The sequence below is a fragment of the Aurantimicrobium minutum genome (assembly GCF_029893825.1).
Taxonomy (GTDB): Bacteria; Actinomycetota; Actinomycetes; order Actinomycetales; family Microbacteriaceae; genus Aurantimicrobium; species Aurantimicrobium minutum_C.
The window spans coordinates 1183995-1205051 of sequence record NZ_JARXXV010000001.1 but is presented as its reverse complement, the minus strand read 5'-3'; the positions used below and the strand labels follow the sequence as shown (position 1 = coordinate 1205051).

Sequence of the window (21057 nt, the reverse complement as noted above, 5' to 3'; positions counted from 1 at the left end):
GAGTCTTGTTCTCGGATTGTAAGGAAAGCGCATGACAGAAAATATTGACAACGAAGTTGACGTAGATGACGAGTCGCTAGCCCTAGCTGCAGGTGGACTGACTCTGTTAAATTCTCCAATAGATGGCACAGGTGGAACCTTAAACTATTCCGTTAACTCCACCATCAACATCATCGGACACCGGCAGTAGTTCAACACGTGTGAAGGGCTGTGAGTCATGAAAGATGAACAAGAATCTGTGAATTCTGCAGTTGAATTAGAGATAGATGACGAGTCACTAGCTGTCGCCGCAGGCGGCAACAGGAATATTCTTGATCAACCTAGTTCCATGAACATCACCTACAACAGCATCGTCTATATCAACGTTGTTTTGGGACCTGGGCCAGATGGGACCGTATCAGTGTGAACTTCGAGTACACAACGGTTTTGCAGCGAAAGTAAGCAGCAGGGCGGAGAAGGCCCATTTTCGAAAAATGGTACGAGAACAGACATGGCACGCACCGATATTGAAAGAGAGCTTGTGGCGTTTAACACCTTTTTGGTTGAGTGAGAGCAGTAATCTGAGACAAGTATGCATCTTTTTGCTGCAACTTCGCTGCTCTCAAGGAATCTAATGGCTACAGAACCAATATTTGAAAATGAAGAACTCAAACCAGATGACGATCTCTTAAAGCGCGCTGCAAGCGGCAAATCGGGCTTTATTCCCTTCGACCCTTCTTTCTAATATGACTACTCAAACCCCCCACGTTTACCTCGGAACTCCTGTTGCCGGGGGAGTAATTTCTCACGAATACTTGCACTCGGTCATGAACCTGCAGAAACACTTCAATAAGATCGGCTGGACTCTTGAAGTTATTACCCAACCCGATGGGTTGGTGACGCGAAGCAGAAATTGCTTTGCCAGTGTGGTCACCAGAAACGAGAAATACACTCACTTACTCATGCTTGACGCTGATGTCACGGTGAGTCCAGAAGGCATTGAACGCATTATTCGTTCGGGTCATGACTTTGTGGGCTGTGTTGTTCCTTTTAGAGACGTAAATTGGAACAAAATTCGTGAGCACTTGGACTACGTCCCAGATGCTTCGGCAGAAGAACTGCAAGTTATCGCCAACCAGTATGCGCTCTGGTATGAACCCAAGCAGAAAGCAGTTGATGGGTTTATCCCAGTACATGCGATCGGGTCGGCAGTGATGTTGCTCTCACGCGAAGCTCTCGTGAAAATCTCCGAGAGTGACACCGTTTCTCATGCCACCCAGGGACTGCATGCATCTGATGGTGAACAGAGTGGCTGGACCTTCATGGACCCTTTCATCGATGACAAGGGTGTCTATCTCTCGGAAGACTACGCGCTGTGTGATCGCTGGCGTTCAGTCGGTGGTCAGGTATGGGCAGATCTCAAGACACCCACCAAGCACATCGGCCCTGTTCGTATTTCAGGAAATATCCAAGACAGCCTGAAAGCTGCCTCGAAATACACCAAGGCACGTAAAGCTCAGCAAGAGTTAAAGAAAGACTGAATTACTACCGATTAGCTCAAGGCTAGAGATTGTGTTAGCTGAACTTAGGCAATCTGACGAGAAGCTAGTTTGGTGAATGCACCATTGAGCGCCATGAGTTCGTCATAGGTTCCAACCTCAATCACCTTGCCCTTATCAAGCACAATGATTTGATCTGCTCCGCGAATCGTGGACAGGCGGTGAGCCACTACGATTCGCGTGGATCCGAGGTTCTCAATAGATTCCGAAACCATGGTTTGAGTGTGGTTATCTAGGGCGCTGGTTGCCTCATCCAGGATGAGGATGCGGGGCTCGTTGACGAGTGCTCGCGCAATCATGAGGCGTTGCTTCTGTCCACCTGAGAAGGTGCTGGCACCGTCACTGATGACGGTCTGCATGCCCATGGGCATCTCACGGATGTCTTGAGCAATACCAGCGCGCTCGGCAGCGCGCCAGGCATCTTCTTCAGTGCTACCGGGAGCACTAGCCAAAATGTTTTCCAAGATGGAACCAGGGATCAATGCTGATTCCTGGGGAACAATACCCATCTGGGCCAGCACGGCAGCACGGTCGAGCGAACTGAGTGCTTGGCCGTCATAGAGCACAGTTCCTGACTCAGGTGTCTCTAGGCCCAACAGCAGTCGAATTATGGTGGACTTGCCGGAACCGCTTGCTCCCACAATCGCCGTCATGGTGCCCGCTGGGATGTTGAAAGTAACATCGCTCAAAATGTTCATCTCGGGGGTGTAGCCAAAGTTGACGGTGTCGAAACTAACACGACCGGAGAGAACCCCGGGATCTCCCCCAGCATTACCCAGAGGTTCTGGTTCTGCTTCAAGGACTGGTTTGAGAGAGACAATGCTGGGCCATGCCGAAACCAGACCGATAGCTAAGGGCAGCAAGCCCACAATCGCTGCTGCCGCAGAGGCAGAAGCGGAAGTAGCAGTGGTGAACTCACCAATGGTGAGCTGGCTCGCACCGGTTGCTTCGGAAACGACAAGAATGATCGGTACTAACGCCGTGGGCAGGCTGGAAACAAGACCCATGATGAGGTTTGTCTGGCTGACATCACGCAAGGCCATGTGCATTTTGGCAAAGCGGTAGGTCCAGCGAGAGAACATACGCTCTTCCGCACCTGCCGTGCGGATCTTGGCAATACCCACCAGCATGGAGAACGTCAAACCAGTGAGCTCAATGTTTGACTCTGTTTGACGGCTGGCATTGTGGCCAAGTTTGGGGAGCATGGCCACACCAATGAGAACCGAGAGCAACGCTAAGCCAACAACTCCGACAACAAGCGAGGGGCTGAGGTAGCTCAAAACGATGACGCTACCAATCAAAGCTCCAACTGCAGAGATGATCGAGGGCACAATAGAGGCCATGGCGCTGCGGAAAATACCGGCACCAGCAATACGCTCTCCAAGCTCGCCGGGAACATTTTCACGGTGGAAAGATGCAGGCAAACGGAACACGCGCTCATAGATTGCCTCGGTAATCCGGATACCGAAACGTGCTGAGAGTCGCTGAATAATGAGGCCTTGGCTTGCTGCAATAAACGTTGTCATAACTGCAATCAAAATTAAGATCACCATCAGCACCACGATGCTTTGAGCTTCCCCGGCGGGAACAAGTTCTCCAATGATCAGACCGCTTGTGACCGGGACGATCATGCCAATGAAGATGGAAACCACGGCAGTTGCGACCAAGAACAGCACATCACGAACAGAGCCGTGGCTCCATCCCAGGCGAATGAGTTGCTTAACCCCGGTGGGCCCATCTTGCAGCGATGGGATGAGACCCCAGGCATCGGGCTGAATTTCTTGCGCAACTTCTGCCGTGACGTTAACGGTTGCTCCATTTGAGAGGTGGAGGACTGAACGAACTCCACGGGGGGTAATAGCTAGCCATTCCCCACGGAAGTTGACAAGGAGTGCTTCTGATTGAGCAATCCACCATTTCTTTTCAGAGGCGAGATCAATCTTTCGCACAGCAATACCGAGCGCGCGCGCAGCATGATCTGGTGTGGTGGGGTGGGTGCGTAGCGCAGGGGAGATGCGTGACTTAGGGACTTGAATTTTCTCAAACTCTGCACACCGCAAGACCGCATTAATGAGATCGTTTTCGGTCGTTTCGTGGGCAGCCATGCGGCCACCTTCGACAACACTGCGCACTGCATGCTGTGCTGACTGTGCCTGGCTCATTCGGAACCTACCAATTCTGCGTAGTGACCGCCTGAGGCGAGAAGTTCCTCATGGGTTCCTCGCTCAACAACTTTGCCCTTGTTCATCACAATGATTTCGTCACAGTCACGCACGGTGGACAGGCGGTGAGCAATGATGAGAAGTCCGGATCCGGAGGCAAGTAGTGAGTTCATCACCTGCTCTTCCACGATAGGGTCGAGCGCACTGGTGGCTTCATCCAGCACCACGATGCCGGGCTTGCGCAACATGACGCGGGCAATTTCGAGGCGCTGACGCTGGCCACCTGACATGTTGCGCCCGCCATCAGAGAGGGTGGATTCGTAGGCGCCGGGACGAGACTCAATCTCTTCCGCAATCGAGGCAGCTTCGGCTGCAGCTTTTACCTCTGCAGTGTCGATGAGGTCATCGAACATGGTGATGTTGTCACGAATACTGCCGGCAAACAAGACCACATCTTGCTCGACGTAGCCGAGGGATTGTGAACGGATGGCAGGTGCAGTTTCTGCCACGGGAACACCATCGAGAAGAACTTCACCACTAGTGGGCTGGAGAAGGCCCACCGCCAAACGAGCCGCTGTGGACTTTCCACTGCCAGAAGCACCAACGAGTGCGACGCGTTTTCCAGGTTCAAGCCGGAACGATAGGGATTCAACACTGGGTGCTGCAAGAGGTGAGTACCGGAAAGTGATGTCTTTGACTTCGAGAACCCCGTTACCTTTGGGCTGCTGGGTTCCCACAATTTCTTCACGCTGCTGGAGAAGGTCATCGAGACGGGTAATCCAGGTGCGAGCCTGCTGGAGTGTGTCAATAGCAGAAGACCATAAGCCAATGGGACGCATGAATATGGGGATCAATGCCATGACGGCAATGTAGCCACCGGCCGAGAGCGAACCACTTTCAACGAGTAAACCACCCACGCCTATCACCAACGCACCCGCGATGGTGCTGACCAGGCCTGGCAGCATTCCCAGAATGGAGGAGGACATCATCAGGTCATTGCTCACTGAGTTCACCTTGGCATAGTGACCCAATACAGTGCGCAGAGCGTGTGCTTCACCACCTGTTGCCTTGATGGTTTCGATGGAACGGAGGGAGTATCCGACTGCGCCGGCATAGGCTGCATTTTCTTGACCGATACGGCCAGATAGATCCATACGCTTGGACTGCACTGCGCGCACGGTGAGCAGAACGGTACCTGCGGCAACTAAGGCAATGACCGCTAACTGCCAGGAGAAGGCAAAGAGTGCAAAACCAACCGCGATCGAAGTAATGAAACCTACCGCTGCAGGAACAATCGTTCCGGCAACTATTTGAGAGACAGAATCAATGAGCTGCAAGCGAGCTGCAATTTCACCGGGATAACGCTGTGCATAGAAGGAGGTGGGAAGTCGCAGTGCGCGACGAACCAAGATCTGGGCTTCCCGAACAGTCATTGCTTGGGTGAGCTTGCGAGCAACAATGCTCTGCCAAACCCCCAATAACATTCCCAAGCCCAGGCTGGCACTCATGATGAACAGTGCAATGCCTGCCCATTCTTTGAGTCCTGCAATGAGATATTGCTGAACAAATGCTTGGAGGGCGAGTGGACCCAACAGAGCAGGTACGGCGGAGACCAGACCACCAATAAGCAAAAAGCCAATACCGCTACTCATGCCTTTGACGCGCCACTTCATTGAGGCGAGCGCATTGGGAGCAGAACCACCCTTCGTGAATTCTTCGGTGGGCTTCAGTCTCAATATCAGGCCAGTGAAGGACTTATCTGCCTCTTCCCAACTGACCAGCACCCGACCGCGTGCGGGGTCATTGAGGAAAACGCCTTTACTTGAGGTTCCTTCGACAACTACAAAGTGAGCAAAATCCCAGTAGGCAATCACAGGAGAAGTCTGATTGGCTAAACCTTCCAAAGAGATGCTGACGCCTTTGGCTTCGAGTCCGTATTGGCGGGCAGCTTGAACTACGCTCTTGGCACTTGCCCCATCGCGAGAAACACCACAAGCTAGTCGGAGGTTTTCGAGAGTTTCCCACTTTCCGTAGTGGGCAAGAATCATCGCCAAGGAAGCGGCGCCACACTCGGTGACTTCCATTTGAAGCACAGTGGGGACAGCGGTGCGTTTTTTCTTCAGAGAGTGAGTAAAAGCAAACTCATCTGGTTGTTCCGGTGCGGCTTGTTCCGGCGCAGCAGGCGCTTCTATAGACAAGTGCCCCACCCTCCTGGCTGATAGATAACTGTGAAGTTTCTCCTCAAGGCTACAATCAAATTGTGTTCAGGAATCGTGCAATTGCCAAAGAGCCCTCGGGGGATGTTGACCGCCCCTTCCGCCTCGTCACCACACCAGCTCGTTTTGGTTTGATCGTGGCTGTAGTTGCTGCAGTATGTGGCTTACTGTGGCTTTTTGGAGGCCAGCTCGCGGTCAAGGCCCCAGCAATGGGTGTCATGGTCAACCCCCCAGGCAACGTTGAGGTGTATTCCACTGTCGAGGGCACCATTTCCAAAGACATCCTTCCCACTGGAACATCTGTTTCTGAAGGTGATGTGGTTGCCACTGTTCAGACTCCTGAAGGTGTTGATGTCCCCATTACCTCACCCATCAATGGCACAGTGATGTCCTTGTCCACATCGAGCTATGCCCTCATTGGGGCAGGTGCGCCTGTGATGACTATTGCTCACAACACTGAGCCGATGGTCGGACTCCTCTTTGTTCCTGTCGCCGCAATGGGTGATGTTGTCCCGGGACTCAAGGTTGAAGTGAGCCCCACCACAACTGACCTCACCCAGGCCGGTTATATTGTCGGCAAGATCGTCAAGGTAGATGCTCTTCCTGCAACTGCTGAGCGACTCCAGCTCATCTTGGGAGACACCGGGTTGGCGCAGGAATTAATGGCAACAGGTCCTGTGCAAGAAATCTATGTTGAATTGGAAACCGATCCCAACGGTGCTTATGGCTTGAAGTGGTCAGGCGGTGGCCCCAAGGATGCTGATGATGTCTCCAGCGGAACCGTTGTGGATGCAAAGATTGTGCTGCGCAACCAGACTCCGTGGCAGGCCTTCACGGGGAACTAGTTCCGCGCAGGCCATCCCGGCGTCAGCATTAATTGCGCTGATTCAATCTGCTTATTGAGTTCTTCTGCTGGAGCCGAGTGCCACCACCGCGATAAGGCAACATTGTTGCGGTAGTGCGGGTGTGTAGCGCGCGCGATCATGTTGCGGTCATGCCACAAGTGATAGGCAGGTTCTGCTTTCACAATCATGATCGTTGCACCGGATCGGGCGAGTGCATATCCAAAAGCATCGTCTTCGCCACCCCATCCGCGGAATCGTTCATCGAAGCCGCCGACGGAGAAATAGCGTTCGCGTGTGAGGATGACAATGCCGCCACACATCGGAATGACATCGCCGCTTCTACGATCATCGCGCTGTGTATCGGCAGAAACAGGCAATTCCTGAGTCGTGAGATATTTTTCTGTTTCCGTCACAGTCAGGTCAGTAAGGGAACCAAATGGGCGGATTACTTCATCTTTTGCTGCAACACGCTTGAGTGCAGCGATAAACACTCGAGAGTTCATCACGGTATCTGCATCCACCAAGGCAATGGCATCTTCGGTGGTGTTCTTGAACCCTGCATTACAGGCTTGAGCTTTATTGAACGCCTCGGATGAAGGTGTGTGAATTCTCCGAACCCCATCGGGCACGATGAGCTCACTATCTGGCTGAGCAGAATGTTCCGAAAGCAGGACTGAAATCCCAAGTCCGCTCAGCCAGTTCAGCACTGCTTCGGCGTTGGCGCGACGAATCCCTGCGGAGTCATTGCGGAAGGGAACTATGGCGACGAAGGTCATTTTTTGTTCTGTTTGATTGCCTCGCGGGCACCGCTGAGGGAGAGACCAAATGCTCCTGTGGTGTCGGCCATGATGTGCCCGCCAGCCGCTCTCCAGCGTTCGCAAAATGCAACGTCACCGGTGACCAGCCTTTGGGAAGAAACAAGTGTGTCAAAGAAACCCCAGTAGTGCTCGAGGTATTCAATGCGACCATCCCCAACTAGTCCACGGTAACGAGTGACATGTGAGGTGGAGACTAGTTTTTCTAAACCTGTTCGAGAAATCACCACCGCTGCCGTACTGGTATGTGATGCCTCGATAAAACCTGAGCTACGAACGCGTGGTCCCTTGAGCTCGTCAAACATGACGTTATAGGTGAAGGAAAAACCTGAAAGTTGTTGAGGGGTGAGCAGGCTCCCTGCAGAAACCTTTGCCCAGTTGGGATCGGAGCTTTTCACGGGAATGCTGACAAAGTCATGTTCACTGGAAAGGATGCGACCTAGTGAGACCCCGGCCACTGCTTCACTTGCTTGTTGAGTTGCATCCATAAGGAGGACATGCGAGAAGGTATTTCTCATGAGCATGGCACTGAGTGCTCTATTGCGAGAGAGAGCATGATCAGCATGGTTGTCAATTGCCATGTGATGCGTTATGTCGTGGCTGTCGAGGGTCTGCGTTATTGAGGTGATGTTTTTGAGCGTAGAAACAGAGATGGATTCACCCGGTGCCCACACCAGTATGAGCAGTGATTGCTCTGATGTGGTTTCACTAGCTAGATCAGAAATAAGACCTGAGGACTGAAGTTCACGTAATGCGTTTTCTACCTCAGCTCGCGGGTTGTGAAAGAGGTCGAAGAGTTCGCGAACCGCGGCAGCGATACCGTGAACTGAATTTGTCCCGGTTGACAGCTGCAACACAATATAAGCGGTGCGATTGAGCCACGTGACGAGTTGAGAATCAGGAACGGTCACTAAGTAGCCGTCGTGCGCAGGCACGATGGTGAGGTCGTCACGTTTGGTGGGGTTCATCGAGTATTTCCGAGTTCGAGAGCTTTCTCTACAGCCAAGGATATGTGATGACGTGCATGCGAAAGAGAGTAGCGGTGGCTCCAAGTTTCATAACCAGCGGCAGCAATATTTTTTGCCAATACTTTGTCAACCAGAAGTCTGTGGCATGCACGAGCAAATTCGCTAGCAGTATCAGCAATCAGTGCTCCACGAGTGTCTTCGATACCTTCGATGCCTAGTGTTGTGCTGACGACCGGAAGCTCGTGAGCCCAAGCTTCAAGAATTTTCGTTCGAGTACCCGAACCCGCAAAGAGTGGAACGATGGCCACAGATGCAGATTCATACCATGAGTCAACTTCGGGAACGTGAGCAGCAATTCGGATTTTTTCTGATTCGAGTGCCCGTAATTGTTGTGAAGGGAACGTTCCCACAATTGTCAGTCTTGCCTCAGTCAGGAGCGGCATCACCTCTGAAATAAACCAAAGTATTCCTTGCTCATTGGGTGCGTAGCCCAAACTTCCCACAAAAATGAGATCAGTGGATGGTTGTCTAGCAGGTGAGACTGGTGAAGAGGGACCTCTACTGATGTTGGGTACATGCACAATGTGAGAGTTCACCACATCGTGCACATCACTGATTGTTTCAGGTGGTTCCGCAAACGTCACTACATCACACGAACTACTCACCACGGATGTGAGGGTGGAAAGCTCCTGGGAAAGAAGTTGTTTTCCCAAACGTTCTTCTCGCACCCAATCGGCATCATCTAAATCGAGGATTCGAGGCGTGGAGGGAAACGTGGGACTGCGCACGATTTCAGAGATAGCTAACCGGAAGAACACAACAAGGGAACTGTGTTGAACAAGCTGTTCTATTCGGCCTTGGTCTGCCTCGTTGAGCACCACTGTCCCGCTGACCTGTCCACGAGAGCACTCGAAGACGGAAACTGTTCCAGCCAGTCTGCGCACAAAATCAGGAGCACTGGGATCAGCAGGGTAAATCGGTATGACCACAACATCAACATCGAAATCTTGCGCGAGGCATTCCAACCAGACGCCTGCTCGCATTGAGAGACCGTTGCCAGTTGAGCCGGGAACGAGGGGAGTGATGAACGTTACGCGTTTGTTCATTCGGGCAAGTGAAGGATCTCGAGATTCGGCATGCCCCACGTTTCGTGCCCCATGTCTTTCGCCATCATGGCAAGGCCTTCTGTTTCGAATTCACCACCACCAATACCGACAACCTCGTTACGGCTGCGGGAATAGGGAGATCGCACACCATAGGGAAAAGCTGGAAATACCAAACCGTCTCGGTGAATGTCCGCCTTGATGAGAATCATGGTGCCACCAACACCCTCTAGGCGAACAAGTTCGTGACCACGCATGCCGTGCATGAATAGGGTTCCGTCCTGGCGCCAGGCGTTGCCGTCGTATGCCTTTCCACCACGTTCGATCACACAGTTGGGGTGAACGATTGATTTTCCTGTCGCAACCATCTTGGTCAAGACATCTGGGGGATACCACGCAACATCAACATCCAGCCACACTGCCCAGTCTTCATCCCTGAGTGCCGCAAAAAGGAGGTGATTCCTGCTTTTAGCGAGAACGATGCGCCGGGGTGCTTGAATTGCATTTGACCACCGGTGAAAGTCTTCTGGAATGGCGAAATTAAAGTCTTTCGCGACTATCGTGACGTTGCGGTATTTCTGCTCGAGTTCCTCTCGACGCGCATTCAGTGCTTCGAGTGTGCCATCTGTGCTGTCGCTCACAAGAAATCCCAGGCTGATGACGCTGGGGTCTTGCTCCAATGACGCAATGTTTTCAAAGTATCTATCGAGATGCCGCGCAGCATTCTTTAGCGGTGTCATGATCACAAATGTCTGCGGCATTCCTCAAATATAGTGTCCGCCAACTATTCTGAATTTATGGCCGGCACAATTCGACCCGACAGCGCTCTCGCTCAAGCATGTGAATCGCTCACTGAAGAAGAACGCGAAGAAATCCTCGCTCTCAGTGAGGATTCTTCCTATGTCACTCCGCGCGTGATGAGCCATCTCAAAGAGTAGGCCCTGGAAGTGCATGAATGACAAGCTTTGCCCAGGAGAAAACCCGGGCAAAGCTTGTAGTGTTTATCAGACCTAGGGAGTCTTGGCCTTCTTCTTAGCCTTGGCTTCAGTCTTTGCCTTGTGTGCTTCGCGGGCAGCTTCGCGCTCTTCGGCAGCCTTGAGGGCAATAGCACCGGTGGCAGTTCCAGGTTCAACCATGGAACCGGTCATCTCGGCTGCCTTCTCAGCAATGAGGACAGCGTCTGCATCTGCAGCTTCCTGCATGGCGGACTTCTGACGAAGTGGAGTTGCCTTGAGGAACCAGCTCAGGATGAATGCGATACACACCACAATCAAACCGATCCAGTAGATGCTCACCGTTGCATCGGCGAAGCCCACCAAGAATGGCTTAGCTAGCGCCTGGTTAGCTCCCACGAGGAAGGAAGTGTCACCGTCGAGTGAGCTTCCCACCTGGGTGGGGTCTTTATAGACAGCGAGAATGGCAGCGTTAGCTGGGTCTGAGAGAACTTTGGGGTTTGCCAGGGCCTTGGCAACACCTGCGGTGATCGAAGGAGTTTCGAAAGCCTTCTTGAGTGCCTCAGGAATGGTGTTGAACAGCACCGAGAACAAGATTGCAGTTCCGGCAGTTCCACCCATGGTGCGGAAGAAGGTGGAGGAGCTGGTGGCAACACCGATGTCACGTGGACCTACCGAGTTCTGGCTGGCAACGGTCAGGGTCTGCATCAGCTGACCCAGACCGGCTCCCATGAAGAACATGCCGATCATGACGAACCACAGTGGGCTGTCCCAGGTGAGGCGTGTGAACAGCAGGAAGCCCACGATCATGAAGGCAGTACCAATGCGGGGGAACCACTTGTAGCTTCCGGTCTTAGCCATGACCTGACCGGAGACGATGCTGGCAATCATCATTCCCAAAATCATGGGAAGCATGAGCAAACCACTCTCGGTGGGGGTAGCACCCTTGACCAGCTGGAGATAAAGAGGAATGGTCATCATTGCACCGAACATGCCGAATCCGACAAACACACCCAGGATGGTGGCCATGGTGAAGGTCTGTGACTTGAACATCTTCATGGGGATGAGTGCGTCATCTCCCATGGAGCGTTCGATCATGACGAAGGCAACAGCCGAGAAGGCACCAATGAGGTAGCAGGAAATGGATGCGGTGGATAGCCAGCCCCATTCGCGACCCTGCTCAGCAACGACCAGCAGTGGAACGGTTGCAGTGATAACCGTTGCCGCACCCCACCAGTCGATTCGAACACGGTGGTGAGTCTTGGGCAGGTGAAGTGCCTTGAGCACAATACCCAGTGCAACGATGCCGATAGGCACGTTGATCAAAAAGACCCAACGCCATCCGGTGATGCCAAGGATTTCAGGAGTTCCGGAAAGAACACCACCAATGAGTGGTCCTATGACGGAGGAGACGCCGAAGACGGCAAGGAAGAAGCCCTGGTACTTTGCACGCTCACGTGGAGCGAGCATGTCACCCATGATGGCCAATGGCAGCGCCATCAAACCACCAGCACCGAGACCCTGGATTGCGCGGTAACCAGCGAGCTGATACATCGTGTCTGCAGTTCCTGCTAGCAGCGAGCCGATGACGAAGACGGAGATTGCAATGATGAACAGCGGGCGACGTCCAAAGATGTCGCTGAGCTTGCCATAGAGCGGGGTCGAGATGGTCGACATGATCATGTAGGCGGTGGTGACCCACGCCTGGAGGCTCATGCCATCGAGGTCATCCGCGATGGTGCGCATGGAGGTGCTCACCACGGTCTGGTCGAGTGCAGAGAGGAACATTCCGGACATGAGTCCGATCATCACGAACAAGATTTCACGCTTGGACATGATTGCGTCAGCAACAGCTTTAGTTGACATACATAGCCTTTGGCTTGGGAAAGGAAACTTTGAGGAGTTACTAATAGTAACTGCGGTTACCCATAGTATCTTAGACAGAGGAATTACAAAACAAACTTCTCTGGGGGTGAACACATGAACCAGGACATGGCTGGCCTGAAAGAGCGTATCCACGCCACAGACCGCGAAGTCTTTTTCTCCGTGCTCTCCCACATCGGTGACAAGTGGAGCCTGGTGCTCTTAGGGATGCTCAGCAAAGAGCCCATGCGCTACACCCAGCTGGCAGAGCGTATCCCCAAAATTTCACGGCGCATGCTCACCGTGACGCTGCGTCAGCTCGAGCGTGATGGCCTCGTGGAGCGCATTGTTCATGCGGATACTCCGCCCTGGTTCGAGTATGACCTCACCGAGCTTGGTCGCACCCTGATTGTTCCCGTGCGGGCGCTCGCAGACTGGACGCTCGATAACATCGACCTCATCATTGAAAAGCGTGCACAATACGACCAGGAGAACCCGGGGTCGTGAGCATTCGTGTTGCCGTTGCACTCTCAGTGCCACTGGCAATAGCTCTGAGTGGTTGCGCTGGAACAGTGACACCAGTGGCTAAACCCACGCCAACCCACACGGTTACTCACACGCCAACCCCGACACCAACTCCAACACCCACCTATAACCTGGATGATCCGGCGGCAGTCACTGTAATCGTCAACAAACATCGCCCCTTGGCGACGGTCGATTACGAACCGACCGACCTTGTAATTCCCACGTCCATCACGAATGTCAATGGTTTTGCCCTTCGAGCAGAAGCAAGTGCAGCTCTTGATCAACTTTCCCAAGCAGCTTTGTCACAAGGGGTGGCGCTTTCAATTTCGAGTGCGTATAGAAGTTATCTGGGACAACAAAATACCTACAACGAATATCTAGGGATTCTCGGAGAAGCAGGCGCAGACTTGAGAGCTGCGCGCCCCGGATATTCAGAACATCAGCTTGGGCTTGCTGTCGATCTTGATGATGGCAACGGCTGTCTAGTTAATGTTTGTTTTGCGGGCACCCCTGGCGGTATTTGGCTCGCAGCCAATGCCTGGCAGTATGGCTTCGTCTTGCGCTACCCAGACGGATATGCCGGAACAACAGGATATGAATTCGAGCCCTGGCACTACCGCTACGTCGGAATCGAAGTTGCTACTGCAATGCACAACAAGGGCATTGCCACTCTCGAAGAGTTCTTTGGCCTCGAGCCGGCACCTAGCTACTAAAGAACTACTTTCCCTTTAGGAGTTCAGCGCAGCGTCGACAATCTTCTTTGCTTCTGCTTGAACGAGCTTGAGGTGCTCGGGTCCGCGGAAGGACTCGGCATAGATCTTGTAAACATCCTCGGTTCCAGAAGGGCGTGCAGCAAACCACGCATACTCTGTTTCCACTTTCACGCCACCGATAGCTTCACCATTACCGGGGGCATGAGACAGCTTGGCAATGATGGGATCGCCAGCAAGCTCCGTCGCGGTGATGTCATCACCGCTGAGCTTGCCCAGGCGAGCCTTTTGTTCACGGTTGGCTGCCGCATCAACACGGGCATAGGCAGGTTCACCAAAGCGCTCGGTGAGTTCACGATAGAGAGCAGAGGGAGTCTTGCCGGTGACGGCAATGATCTCAGCGGCCAGCAGTGCAAGGATGATGCCGTCCTTGTCGGTGGTCCACACGGTGCCATCCTTGCGCAGGAAGGAAGCCCCCGCGCTTTCTTCACCACCGAAACCGACAGAGCCATCAACCAGACCAGGCACGAACCACTTGAAGCCCACCGGCACTTCCCACAGCACACGGCCCAAGCCGTCAGCTACAAAGTTGATCATGGTGCTGGAAACCAGTGTCTTACCTATGCGGGCATCTGGGCGCCAGCCGGGACGATTCGCAAACAAGTACTCAATAGCCACGGCTAAGAAGTGGTTCGGGTTCATCAGCCCCGCATCGGGAGTGACAATGCCGTGGCGGTCAGCATCGGCATCATTACCAGTGAGCACATCAAAGCTTCCACGCTTGGCAATCAACGAAGCCATCGCGTTAGGACTCGAAGGATCCATGCGAATCTTTTCGTCCCAGTCCAGGGTCATGAACGACCAGGCAGGGTCAACTTCGGGGTTCACCACGGTGAGATTGAGGTTGTAACGATCCTTGATGGCAGCCCAGTAGGCAACGGATGCGCCGCCCAGAGGATCGGCACCGATGTTTACACCGGACTCGGCAATCGCTGTCATGTCGATCACGTTCTCTAGATCTGCAACGTAGTGCTCGAGGAAGTCATAGTCCTCGGTGAGGCCTTCAGGGTTGGTGCGTTTCACATCAACCAGACCAGCCTCAATGAGCTCATTGGCTCGGGCAGCTATCCAGTTGGTGGCAGAGCCATCGGCGGGACCACCGTGAGGAGGGTTGTATTTGAAACCACCATCTTGGGGTGGGTTGTGGCTGGGGGTGACCACAATGCCGTCGGCTTGATCCGCGTGGCCTCCATTGTTATAAGCGAGAATCGCGTGGGACACAGCTGGTGTGGGAGTGAAACCGTCACGAGAATCCTTGAGCGTGCGCACACCGTTAGCAGCAAGTACTTCGAGTGCAGTCTTCTGCGCAGGTGCACTCAAGCCGTGTGTGTCAGCACCAATAAACAGTGGCCCGGTAATGCCCTGCAACGCACGGTATTCAACAATGGCCTGAGTGGTTGCCAGGATGTGTTGCTCATTGAACGCAGCGTTGAGAGAAGAGCCACGGTGACCACTCGTGCCAAAGACCACGCGCTGTTCGGGCACGCTCATATCTGGGGTGAGGTCGTAATAGGCCTTCACGAGGGCATCGATATCGATGAGATCGGAAGGCAGGGCTGGGGTTCCGGCGCGGGTAGTCACAAGCCAAGTTTGCCACTCCCGGTAGCATTTGAGACATGGGTTCTTCAGAAAAAGTAACGACGGCACCGGCATATAGCTATTTAGGCCCTGCCGGCACCTTTACTGAAGCTGCCCTGGCACAGGTTCCTGAAGCCGCGGGAAAGACCTGGCACTCAGTAAACAATGTGGGCGAAGCACTCGCCGATGTGGTTTCAGGGCGTTCGGTTGCCGCCATGATTGCCATCGAAAACTCGGTGGAAGGTGGCGTCACTGCAACCCAGGATGCATTGGCCAATATCCCCAACCTGCGCATCATTGGCGAATACCTGGTGCCCGTTGAATTTGAACTGGTCGCGCGCAAGGCAACCACCCTTGCGGATGTGAACATTGTCAATGCCCACCCGGTTGCCTATGCCCAGTGCCGAGGCTGGCTGGAAAAGAACATCCCCCACCACGGACACATTCCCTCTTCCAGTAACGTTGCCGCTGCGGCAAGCCTGCTGGAAGACAACACCGCAGATGCTGCCATTGCCCCTGCCGGGATTGCTCGCCACTATGACGTAGAAGTCCTCGCTTCCGGCATTGCGGATAACACCAACGCCGTCACCCGCTTCGTTCTGGTGAGTAAGACCACTCAACTGCCTGAGCCCACCGGCTCAGACAAGACCAGCTTGATCGTGGAATTGCCCGATGACCGCTCTGGTGCACTGCTGGAAATGCTCGAGCAGTTCGCCACCCGCGGTGTGAACCTCTCGCTGATTCAGTCACGTCCAATTGGGGATGAGTTCGGTCGCTACCGCTTCGTTATTGATGCGGAAGGTCACGCTCGTGACGAGCGTGTTGCTGACGCACTACTGGGACTGCGCCGTTTCAGCCCCAAGGTGATCTTCCTGGGTTCCTACCCCCGCGCAGACAAAGTCACCACCGAACACTCCAAGCGCTATGCCGATGGAGTGTTCACCGACGCACGCGCCTGGCTCGCGGAAATACTCGGCGACTAGTGCTGAGTAAACTGGGCATGTGATTGACCCAGTATTGCTCCGCGAAAACCCTGACGTTATTCGAGCCTCCCAGGTGGCCAGGGGTTCTGACCCTGCATTGGTAGATGCTGCATTGGCAGCAGATGCTCAGCGCCGTGCTGCACTGGCAGCATTCGAAGAACTTCGTGCCGAGCAGAACGTGTTCAGCAAGAAGGTTGGTCAAGCACAAGGTGATGAGAAGAAGGCACTTCTGGCCGAAGTTGCTCAGCTTGCTGCCAAGGTGAAGGAAGCAAACGCTGCAGCATCTGCTGCAGACGAGGCCTACACCGAAGCTGCCCGCAAGATTCAAAACCCCATCATTGAGGGAATCCCTTCCGGCGGCGAAGATAACTTCGTCACCCTGCGCGAGGTGGGCACTATTCCCACTTTCGACTTCGAACCCAAGGACCACCTCGAGCTGGGTGAATGCCTCGGCGCTATCGACATGACCCGTGGAACCAAGGTTTCTGGTGCTCGCTTCTACTTCTTGCGCGGTATTGGTGCACGCCTAGAGCTTGCCCTAATGAACTTGGCACTCGACCGTGCTCTCGAAGCAGGTTTCGTTCCACTGATCACCCCCACACTTGTACGCCCCGACATCATGCAGGGCACCGGTTTCTTGGGTGAACACTCTGACGAGATTTACTACCTCCCTGCTGACGACCTCTACCTCACCGGCACAAGTGAAGTTGCGCTCGCCGGTTACCACGCTGATGAAATCATCGACCTGGAAAACGGACCACTTCGTTATGCCGGCTGGTCGACCTGCTACCGCCGTGAAGCCGGATCAAGCGGCAAGGACACTCGCGGCATTATCCGCGTGCACCAGTTCAACAAGCTGGAGATGTTTGTCTACACCACTCCGGAAGAGGCAGAGGCAGAGCACGACCGCTTGGTTGCCTGGCAGGAAAACATGCTGCAATCCCTTGGTCTTGCTTATCGCGTGATTGATGTTGCCGCAGGTGATCTCGGTTCCAGTGCAGCACGCAAGTTCGACATCGAAGCTTGGGTCCCCACCCAGGGCGCATTCCGCGAGCTCACCAGCACCTCGAACTGCACCACCTACCAGTCACGTCGACTCGAAACCCGTTACCGCACGGAAAGCGGCAAGACCGCACCGGTTGCCACCCTCAACGGAACTCTGGCTACTACTCGCTGGTTGGTTGCAATCCTGGAAACCCACCAGCAAGCAGATGGCTCCGTCATTATTCCTGAAGCACTTCGCCCCTACCTCGGCGGCATCTCGGTTATTTCTCCCGTAGGCGCATAAGTGTCCTCTGATTCAACACTTGCCGAAGACCAGCGTTGGTTGGTTGCCCTCGATGTTGATGGCACCCTGCTGACCCATCGCGGTGATGTTGCACCCGAGGTGGTAGCTGCCGTGAAGGCAGCTTCTGATCGTGGACACGAAGTCATGTTGGCTACCGGTCGTTCACTAGTGGAAACAATCCCGGTGCTGCGTCAGTTGAACATCTGGCCTGAGTATGTGGTGTGTTCCAACGGGGCCATGTTGCTGAAGAAGGATGCTCTGGCAGAAGATGGATATGCCAAGCACTACATCGAAACCTTTAATCCAGAAAAAGTGTTGAAGCTGATCAAGGGTCACCTCCCCGACGGTCGCTATGCCGTTGAAGATGAGAACGGTGACTACTACTTCACAGAGCCACTTCCGGGTGTTGATCCCACACTCCTGGCGCACCAGGTTGAGTTCGAAGGTCTGTTGAACCTTCGTGCCACCCGCGTTGTCGTGGTTTCACCAGATCACGACACGGAGGACTTCCTCCAAGTTGTGGAGCGGATTGGTCTGAAGCAAGTCAGCTACTCCATCGGCTGGGCTGCCTGGTTGGACATTGCCCCCGAAGGTGTGAGCAAAGCGTCTGGTTTGGAGAAGGTGCGCGAAGCACTCGGCTTCCCCCGCTCACGGGTCTTTGCCGCAGGTGATGGTAACAATGACATCCAGATGATTGAGTGGGCAGCTGAACTTGGTCGCGGAGTTGCCATGGGCAATGCAGAACCAGAGATCAAGGCAGTGGCCAACGAAATCTGCGGAAATGTGCAGGATTTAGGCCTACTCGAAGCCCTCAACAAGCTGCCCTAACCCCTATCAGGGCTTTCGCAGGAAGCTCTGAAAGCCTAGAAGGGCTGTTCTCGGGTAGACTCATCGAGTTGTTTCTTCTGAAGCAACAAGGAGGGCTGTCCGAGCGGCCGATGGAGCTGGTCTTGAAAACCAGTGTGCAGCAATGCATCGTGGGTTCGAATCCCACGCCCTCCGCCATATATTTTCACAACGCCTATGACAGGGGACTACATGAGCGAGGAGAAAGCTTCGCGCCAGCGTCGTATTCGCTCGGCTCGTGCTGCCATCCGTCATGGTCGTGTTGCACCCGTTAAGGGGTCACGCTCGGTACTCGGTTTCATCGGTGCAGCACTAGCTGTTGTGCTGGTGGCCACTATGTCAATTGCCGGAATCGCGTTCTGGGACATTAGTCGCAGCGCAAACGCCGGTGTTGCTTTGGCCAATGATCAGAAGATTCCTGACATTGGAGCCATTGAGGGTGGTGTGAACTTCCTGCTCGTCGGTAGTGACTCCCGCGAAGGCACCGACCCTGGAGTCTTTGACGCTGACCCTGGTAGCACGCTCAATGACGTGAACATTTTGCTTCACATCTCGGCAGATCACACCAACGCAACTGTTGTCTCCATCCCTCGTGACCTCGTTGTTCACTACCCCAACTGCCCAGATGGCGGCGGTGGCTGGACTGGTCCTATTAATGGCTCTCTCAATGAGGGAGGCCTTCCCTGTGTTGTTCTCACAGTGGAAGAACTCACCGGGTTGAGCATTCCTTTCGCTGCCATGATTCAGTTCAACGGCGTGATCCAGATGGCAAACGCTGTCGGCGGTGTTGAGGTGTGTGTCGCCGAGCCCATCGAGGACGAATACACCCAGACCTTCCTCGATGCCGGAATGCACACTCTCTCTGGCCTTGAAGCTCTCCAGTTCCTCCGCACACGTCACGGCGTTGGTGACGGAAGTGACTTGGGCCGCATCAGCAACCAGCAGGTGTTCCTGTCTTCTCTCGTGCGCAAGCTCAAGAGCGCTCAGACTCTGACCAACCCTGTTGCTCTGTTTGGTCTGGCGAAGGCAGCCATCTCCAACATGACCCTCTCCAACAGCTTGAACAGCCTCGACACCATGGTGTCGATTGCGATGGCACTGAAGGACATTCCGCTAGAGAACATCGTCTTCGTTCAATACCCTGGTGCCACCGGCGGTGAAGGTGTCTATGCCGGCAAGGTACAGCCGATCCAGGCAGAGGCAGATGCTCTCTTCGCTGCGATTCTGGCAGATCAGCCAGTTGGCCTCAGTGGAACCACGGGTCGTGGTTCGGTAGCGGATCCTGATGCTGCCGCCAAGGCCGCCGCAGATGCAGCAGCAGCGGCAAAGGCCGCAGCCAAGGCAGCCAAGAAGGCTTCGGCAACTCCAACGCCTTCTACTTCAGGTAAAGCGACAGCTACTCCAACGCCATCAGTAACCGCTGCTGAAGTTGCTGTGCTCCCTGAGAACGTTTCTGGCCAGACAGCTGGTCAGTACACCTGCTCCGCTGGACGCACACTCGACCAGCAGTAATCCTCGATTATTCTCGGGCAGAACTGTCCGGGTATGATTGCTCAAGGTAGTTCTGCTTGCAGAAATACATGGAGACGTCGCATAGTTCGGCCTAGTGCACCACCCTGCTAAGGTGGAGTCCTCGTAAGGGGACCGCGGGTTCAAATCCCGCCGTCTCCGCCAGGAAGCCACAAACCACTGAGAAACCCCCTGAACATACTCTTCAGGGGGTTTCTCAGTGGTGGGATTAGTTTTTGCCAAGCTATCTGTTTGGCTATTGCAGGTTGCCAACGAGCCAGTTGCCGCTCGTTGTTCCGCTGCGGCCGTCAGAAACTGAACCTGAATAAGTAAGTGTGTAACTGGTTGGGCTACTGTAAGTCAAAATCACTCGGCCGACCATGTTGCAGCCTGGCGACATGACTTGCAATAGATTAACTTTCCCCGGGGTGAGCGTGACTGAGGCGCAAGGAATACCCTCGGTAGTCGAGAACATCACCGTTGCCGCGGTGGTCGACAGCACTGTGTTATAGGTCACAGCCATTCCAACGGCGCCATATTGCGTGACCGTGCCATCAATCGCAGCTGTGACTGCAGAAATGTTTGATGGTAACTTTTCGCGTTCAGAAAGCACTTTTCCGTGAAAGGTAAGTTTTCCAGAGGCTTCATCCCAATTCGGGGCTGACAGTACCACCGGCAAAGTTTCGGGAGCCTGATTACTGTCACTTGTGTAAAAGGTCAACACCGCATTAGGTGGGTCACTCGCTACCCATAATCCGGGCGAATTCACAAGATCTTTCAGGGTAATGGTGTCGAAAAAACGGGCGGGTCGCTCGGCATATTGCACCACCTCAGGATTCAAACCCGACATCTCGAGGGTGAAATCTTCAGGAGCCCCACTAATGATTCCTGCGGCTGAGGTGGCAATCCACTCGAACTCCACTGTCTTGGTTTCAGAATCTTTAGACGCAGATGGTTGTGAAGTCGGCTGCCCTGCGCAACCTGTGAGTGCAAGAACTGTGGCAACGGAAACAACTGTGCCGATAGCTAACTTGTGCATTGTGTTGCGAAGGGTTGAAGATTCTGCTTTCATCACCTTTCAAACCTATCGCCCAA

The 21057-nt window shown here is 54.0% G+C and carries 20 protein-coding genes and 2 tRNA genes; 13 read left to right on the top strand and 9 right to left on the bottom strand.

Features of this window, described 5'->3' with window-relative positions; genetic code table 11:
* Window positions 1–31: 31 nt before the first annotated feature.
* The 3 genes from M2120_RS05825 (at window position 32) to M2120_RS05815 (ending at window position 1520) form a co-directional block, all read left to right on the top strand.
* The gene (locus M2120_RS05825; protein WP_280797772.1) at window positions 32–190 is read left to right on the top strand and encodes a hypothetical protein; all 159 of its coding nucleotides are present in this window, start codon (window positions 32–34) and stop codon (window positions 188–190) included.
* Window positions 191–217: 27 nt separating this feature from the next.
* Window positions 218–406: a hypothetical protein gene (locus tag M2120_RS05820; protein WP_280797771.1), complete on the top strand. Its 189-nt coding sequence runs from the start codon at window positions 218–220 to the stop codon at window positions 404–406.
* Window positions 407–725: 319 nt separating this feature from the next.
* Complete coding sequence (locus tag M2120_RS05815; protein ID WP_280797770.1) at window positions 726–1520, top strand: hypothetical protein; 795 nt, start codon at window positions 726–728, stop codon at window positions 1518–1520.
* A 44-nt stretch (window positions 1521–1564) separates the two neighbouring features.
* Here the strand turns inward: M2120_RS05815 and M2120_RS05810 are convergent, their stop codons facing one another.
* A complete protein-coding gene (locus tag M2120_RS05810; RefSeq protein WP_280797769.1) occupies window positions 1565–3700 on the bottom strand; it encodes an ATP-binding cassette domain-containing protein in 2136 nt (711 codons plus the stop codon).
* Window positions 3697–5898: a cysteine peptidase family C39 domain-containing protein gene (locus M2120_RS05805; protein WP_280797768.1), complete on the bottom strand. Its 2202-nt coding sequence runs from the start codon at window positions 5896–5898 to the stop codon at window positions 3697–3699. Before M2120_RS05805 ends, M2120_RS05810 begins: the two co-directional genes overlap by 4 nt.
* Window positions 5899–5960: 62 nt before the next feature.
* Between M2120_RS05805 and M2120_RS05800 the strand changes: the two genes are divergently transcribed.
* On the top strand, window positions 5961–6761 hold the full coding sequence (locus tag M2120_RS05800; RefSeq protein WP_280797767.1) for an HlyD family efflux transporter periplasmic adaptor subunit: 801 nt from the start codon (window positions 5961–5963) through the stop codon (window positions 6759–6761).
* Here the strand turns inward: M2120_RS05800 and M2120_RS05795 are convergent.
* From M2120_RS05795 to M2120_RS05780, 4 genes are read right to left on the bottom strand one after another with little or no spacing between them, the layout of a single operon-like run.
* On the bottom strand, window positions 6758–7537 hold the full coding sequence (locus tag M2120_RS05795; protein WP_280797766.1) for a galactosyltransferase-related protein: 780 nt from the start codon (window positions 7535–7537) through the stop codon (window positions 6758–6760). The two genes, M2120_RS05800 and M2120_RS05795, sit on opposite strands and share 4 nt — an antisense overlap.
* The gene (locus M2120_RS05790; RefSeq protein WP_280797765.1) at window positions 7534–8544 is read right to left on the bottom strand and encodes a PqqD family protein; all 1011 of its coding nucleotides are present in this window, start codon (window positions 8542–8544) and stop codon (window positions 7534–7536) included. Before M2120_RS05790 ends, M2120_RS05795 begins: the two co-directional genes overlap by 4 nt.
* Window positions 8541–9650, bottom strand: a complete 1110-nt coding sequence (locus M2120_RS05785) for a glycosyltransferase family 4 protein (protein ID WP_280797764.1) — start codon at window positions 9648–9650, stop codon at window positions 8541–8543. Before M2120_RS05785 ends, M2120_RS05790 begins: the two co-directional genes overlap by 4 nt.
* Complete coding sequence (locus M2120_RS05780) at window positions 9647–10408, bottom strand: hypothetical protein (RefSeq protein ID WP_280797763.1); 762 nt, start codon at window positions 10406–10408, stop codon at window positions 9647–9649. Before M2120_RS05780 ends, M2120_RS05785 begins: the two co-directional genes overlap by 4 nt.
* Before the next feature lie 36 nt (window positions 10409–10444).
* Between M2120_RS05780 and M2120_RS05775 the strand changes: the two genes are divergently transcribed.
* A complete protein-coding gene (locus tag M2120_RS05775) occupies window positions 10445–10585 on the top strand; it encodes a hypothetical protein (RefSeq protein ID WP_280797762.1) in 141 nt (46 codons plus the stop codon).
* A 72-nt stretch (window positions 10586–10657) separates the two neighbouring features.
* Here M2120_RS05775 and M2120_RS05770 read toward each other — a convergent pair whose 3' ends face one another.
* Window positions 10658–12466, bottom strand: coding sequence for an MDR family MFS transporter (locus M2120_RS05770; protein WP_280797761.1), 1809 nt, complete (start codon window positions 12464–12466; stop codon window positions 10658–10660).
* 114 nt (window positions 12467–12580) lie between these two features.
* On the opposite strand from M2120_RS05770, the gene M2120_RS05765 reads away from it, so the two are divergent.
* Both M2120_RS05765 and M2120_RS05760 read left to right on the top strand, forming a co-directional pair.
* Window positions 12581–12970 (top strand): winged helix-turn-helix transcriptional regulator, encoded by a 390-nt coding sequence (locus M2120_RS05765; protein WP_280797760.1) that lies wholly within the window; start codon window positions 12581–12583, stop codon window positions 12968–12970.
* Complete coding sequence (locus M2120_RS05760; protein ID WP_280797759.1) at window positions 12967–13701, top strand: M15 family metallopeptidase; 735 nt, start codon at window positions 12967–12969, stop codon at window positions 13699–13701. Before M2120_RS05765 ends, M2120_RS05760 begins: the two co-directional genes overlap by 4 nt.
* A gap of 15 nt (window positions 13702–13716) precedes the next feature.
* On the opposite strand, the gene pgm is transcribed toward M2120_RS05760, so the two are convergent.
* The gene (pgm, locus tag M2120_RS05755) at window positions 13717–15339 is read right to left on the bottom strand and encodes a phosphoglucomutase (alpha-D-glucose-1,6-bisphosphate-dependent) (RefSeq protein WP_280797758.1); all 1623 of its coding nucleotides are present in this window, start codon (window positions 15337–15339) and stop codon (window positions 13717–13719) included.
* Between the two features lie 35 nt (window positions 15340–15374).
* On the opposite strand from pgm, the gene pheA reads away from it, so the two are divergent.
* The 6 genes from pheA to M2120_RS05725 all read left to right on the top strand — a co-directional run bounded on the left by pheA (window position 15375) and on the right by M2120_RS05725 (window position 20127).
* The gene (gene pheA / locus M2120_RS05750) at window positions 15375–16319 is read left to right on the top strand and encodes a prephenate dehydratase (RefSeq protein WP_280797757.1); all 945 of its coding nucleotides are present in this window, start codon (window positions 15375–15377) and stop codon (window positions 16317–16319) included.
* Between the two features lie 19 nt (window positions 16320–16338).
* Window positions 16339–17607, top strand: a complete 1269-nt coding sequence (serS, locus tag M2120_RS05745; protein WP_280797756.1) for a serine--tRNA ligase — start codon at window positions 16339–16341, stop codon at window positions 17605–17607.
* On the top strand, window positions 17608–18435 hold the full coding sequence (locus M2120_RS05740) for an HAD family hydrolase (RefSeq protein WP_280797755.1): 828 nt from the start codon (window positions 17608–17610) through the stop codon (window positions 18433–18435). It abuts the gene before it with no gap.
* An 89-nt stretch (window positions 18436–18524) separates the two neighbouring features.
* A tRNA-Ser gene (locus tag M2120_RS05735) sits at window positions 18525–18612 on the top strand.
* Between the two features lie 33 nt (window positions 18613–18645).
* The gene (locus tag M2120_RS05730; RefSeq protein ID WP_280797754.1) at window positions 18646–19965 is read left to right on the top strand and encodes an LCP family protein; all 1320 of its coding nucleotides are present in this window, start codon (window positions 18646–18648) and stop codon (window positions 19963–19965) included.
* 70 nt (window positions 19966–20035) lie between these two features.
* Window positions 20036–20127, top strand: a tRNA-Ser gene (locus tag M2120_RS05725).
* Window positions 20128–20218: 91 nt separating this feature from the next.
* On the opposite strand, the gene M2120_RS05720 is transcribed toward M2120_RS05725, so the two are convergent.
* Complete coding sequence (locus tag M2120_RS05720) at window positions 20219–21037, bottom strand: hypothetical protein (protein ID WP_280797753.1); 819 nt, start codon at window positions 21035–21037, stop codon at window positions 20219–20221.
* Between the last annotated feature and the right edge of the window lie 20 nt (window positions 21038–21057).

What these genes read in the sequence shown, in the direction of transcription:
- M2120_RS05825 (WP_280797772.1), top strand. Translation starts at nt 32, where the DNA reads ATGACAGAAAATATTGACAACGAAGTTGACGTAGATGACGAGTCGCTA.
- M2120_RS05820 (WP_280797771.1), top strand. Translation starts at nt 218, where the DNA reads ATGAAAGATGAACAAGAATCTGTGAATTCTGCAGTTGAATTAGAGATA.
- M2120_RS05815 (WP_280797770.1), top strand. Translation starts at nt 726, where the DNA reads ATGACTACTCAAACCCCCCACGTTTACCTCGGAACTCCTGTTGCCGGG.
- M2120_RS05810 (WP_280797769.1), bottom strand. Translation starts at nt 3,700, where the DNA reads ATGAGCCAGGCACAGTCAGCACAGCATGCAGTGCGCAGTGTTGTCGAA.
- M2120_RS05795 (WP_280797766.1), bottom strand. Translation starts at nt 7,537, where the DNA reads ATGACCTTCGTCGCCATAGTTCCCTTCCGCAATGACTCCGCAGGGATT.
- M2120_RS05790 (WP_280797765.1), bottom strand. Translation starts at nt 8,544, where the DNA reads ATGAACCCCACCAAACGTGACGACCTCACCATCGTGCCTGCGCACGAC.
- M2120_RS05785 (WP_280797764.1), bottom strand. Translation starts at nt 9,650, where the DNA reads ATGAACAAACGCGTAACGTTCATCACTCCCCTCGTTCCCGGCTCAACT.
- M2120_RS05780 (WP_280797763.1), bottom strand. Translation starts at nt 10,408, where the DNA reads ATGCCGCAGACATTTGTGATCATGACACCGCTAAAGAATGCTGCGCGG.
- M2120_RS05775 (WP_280797762.1), top strand. Translation starts at nt 10,445, where the DNA reads ATGGCCGGCACAATTCGACCCGACAGCGCTCTCGCTCAAGCATGTGAA.
- M2120_RS05770 (WP_280797761.1), bottom strand. Translation starts at nt 12,466, where the DNA reads ATGTCAACTAAAGCTGTTGCTGACGCAATCATGTCCAAGCGTGAAATC.
- M2120_RS05765 (WP_280797760.1), top strand. Translation starts at nt 12,581, where the DNA reads ATGAACCAGGACATGGCTGGCCTGAAAGAGCGTATCCACGCCACAGAC.
- pheA (WP_280797757.1), top strand. Translation starts at nt 15,375, where the DNA reads ATGGGTTCTTCAGAAAAAGTAACGACGGCACCGGCATATAGCTATTTA.
- M2120_RS05730 (WP_280797754.1), top strand. Translation starts at nt 18,646, where the DNA reads ATGAGCGAGGAGAAAGCTTCGCGCCAGCGTCGTATTCGCTCGGCTCGT.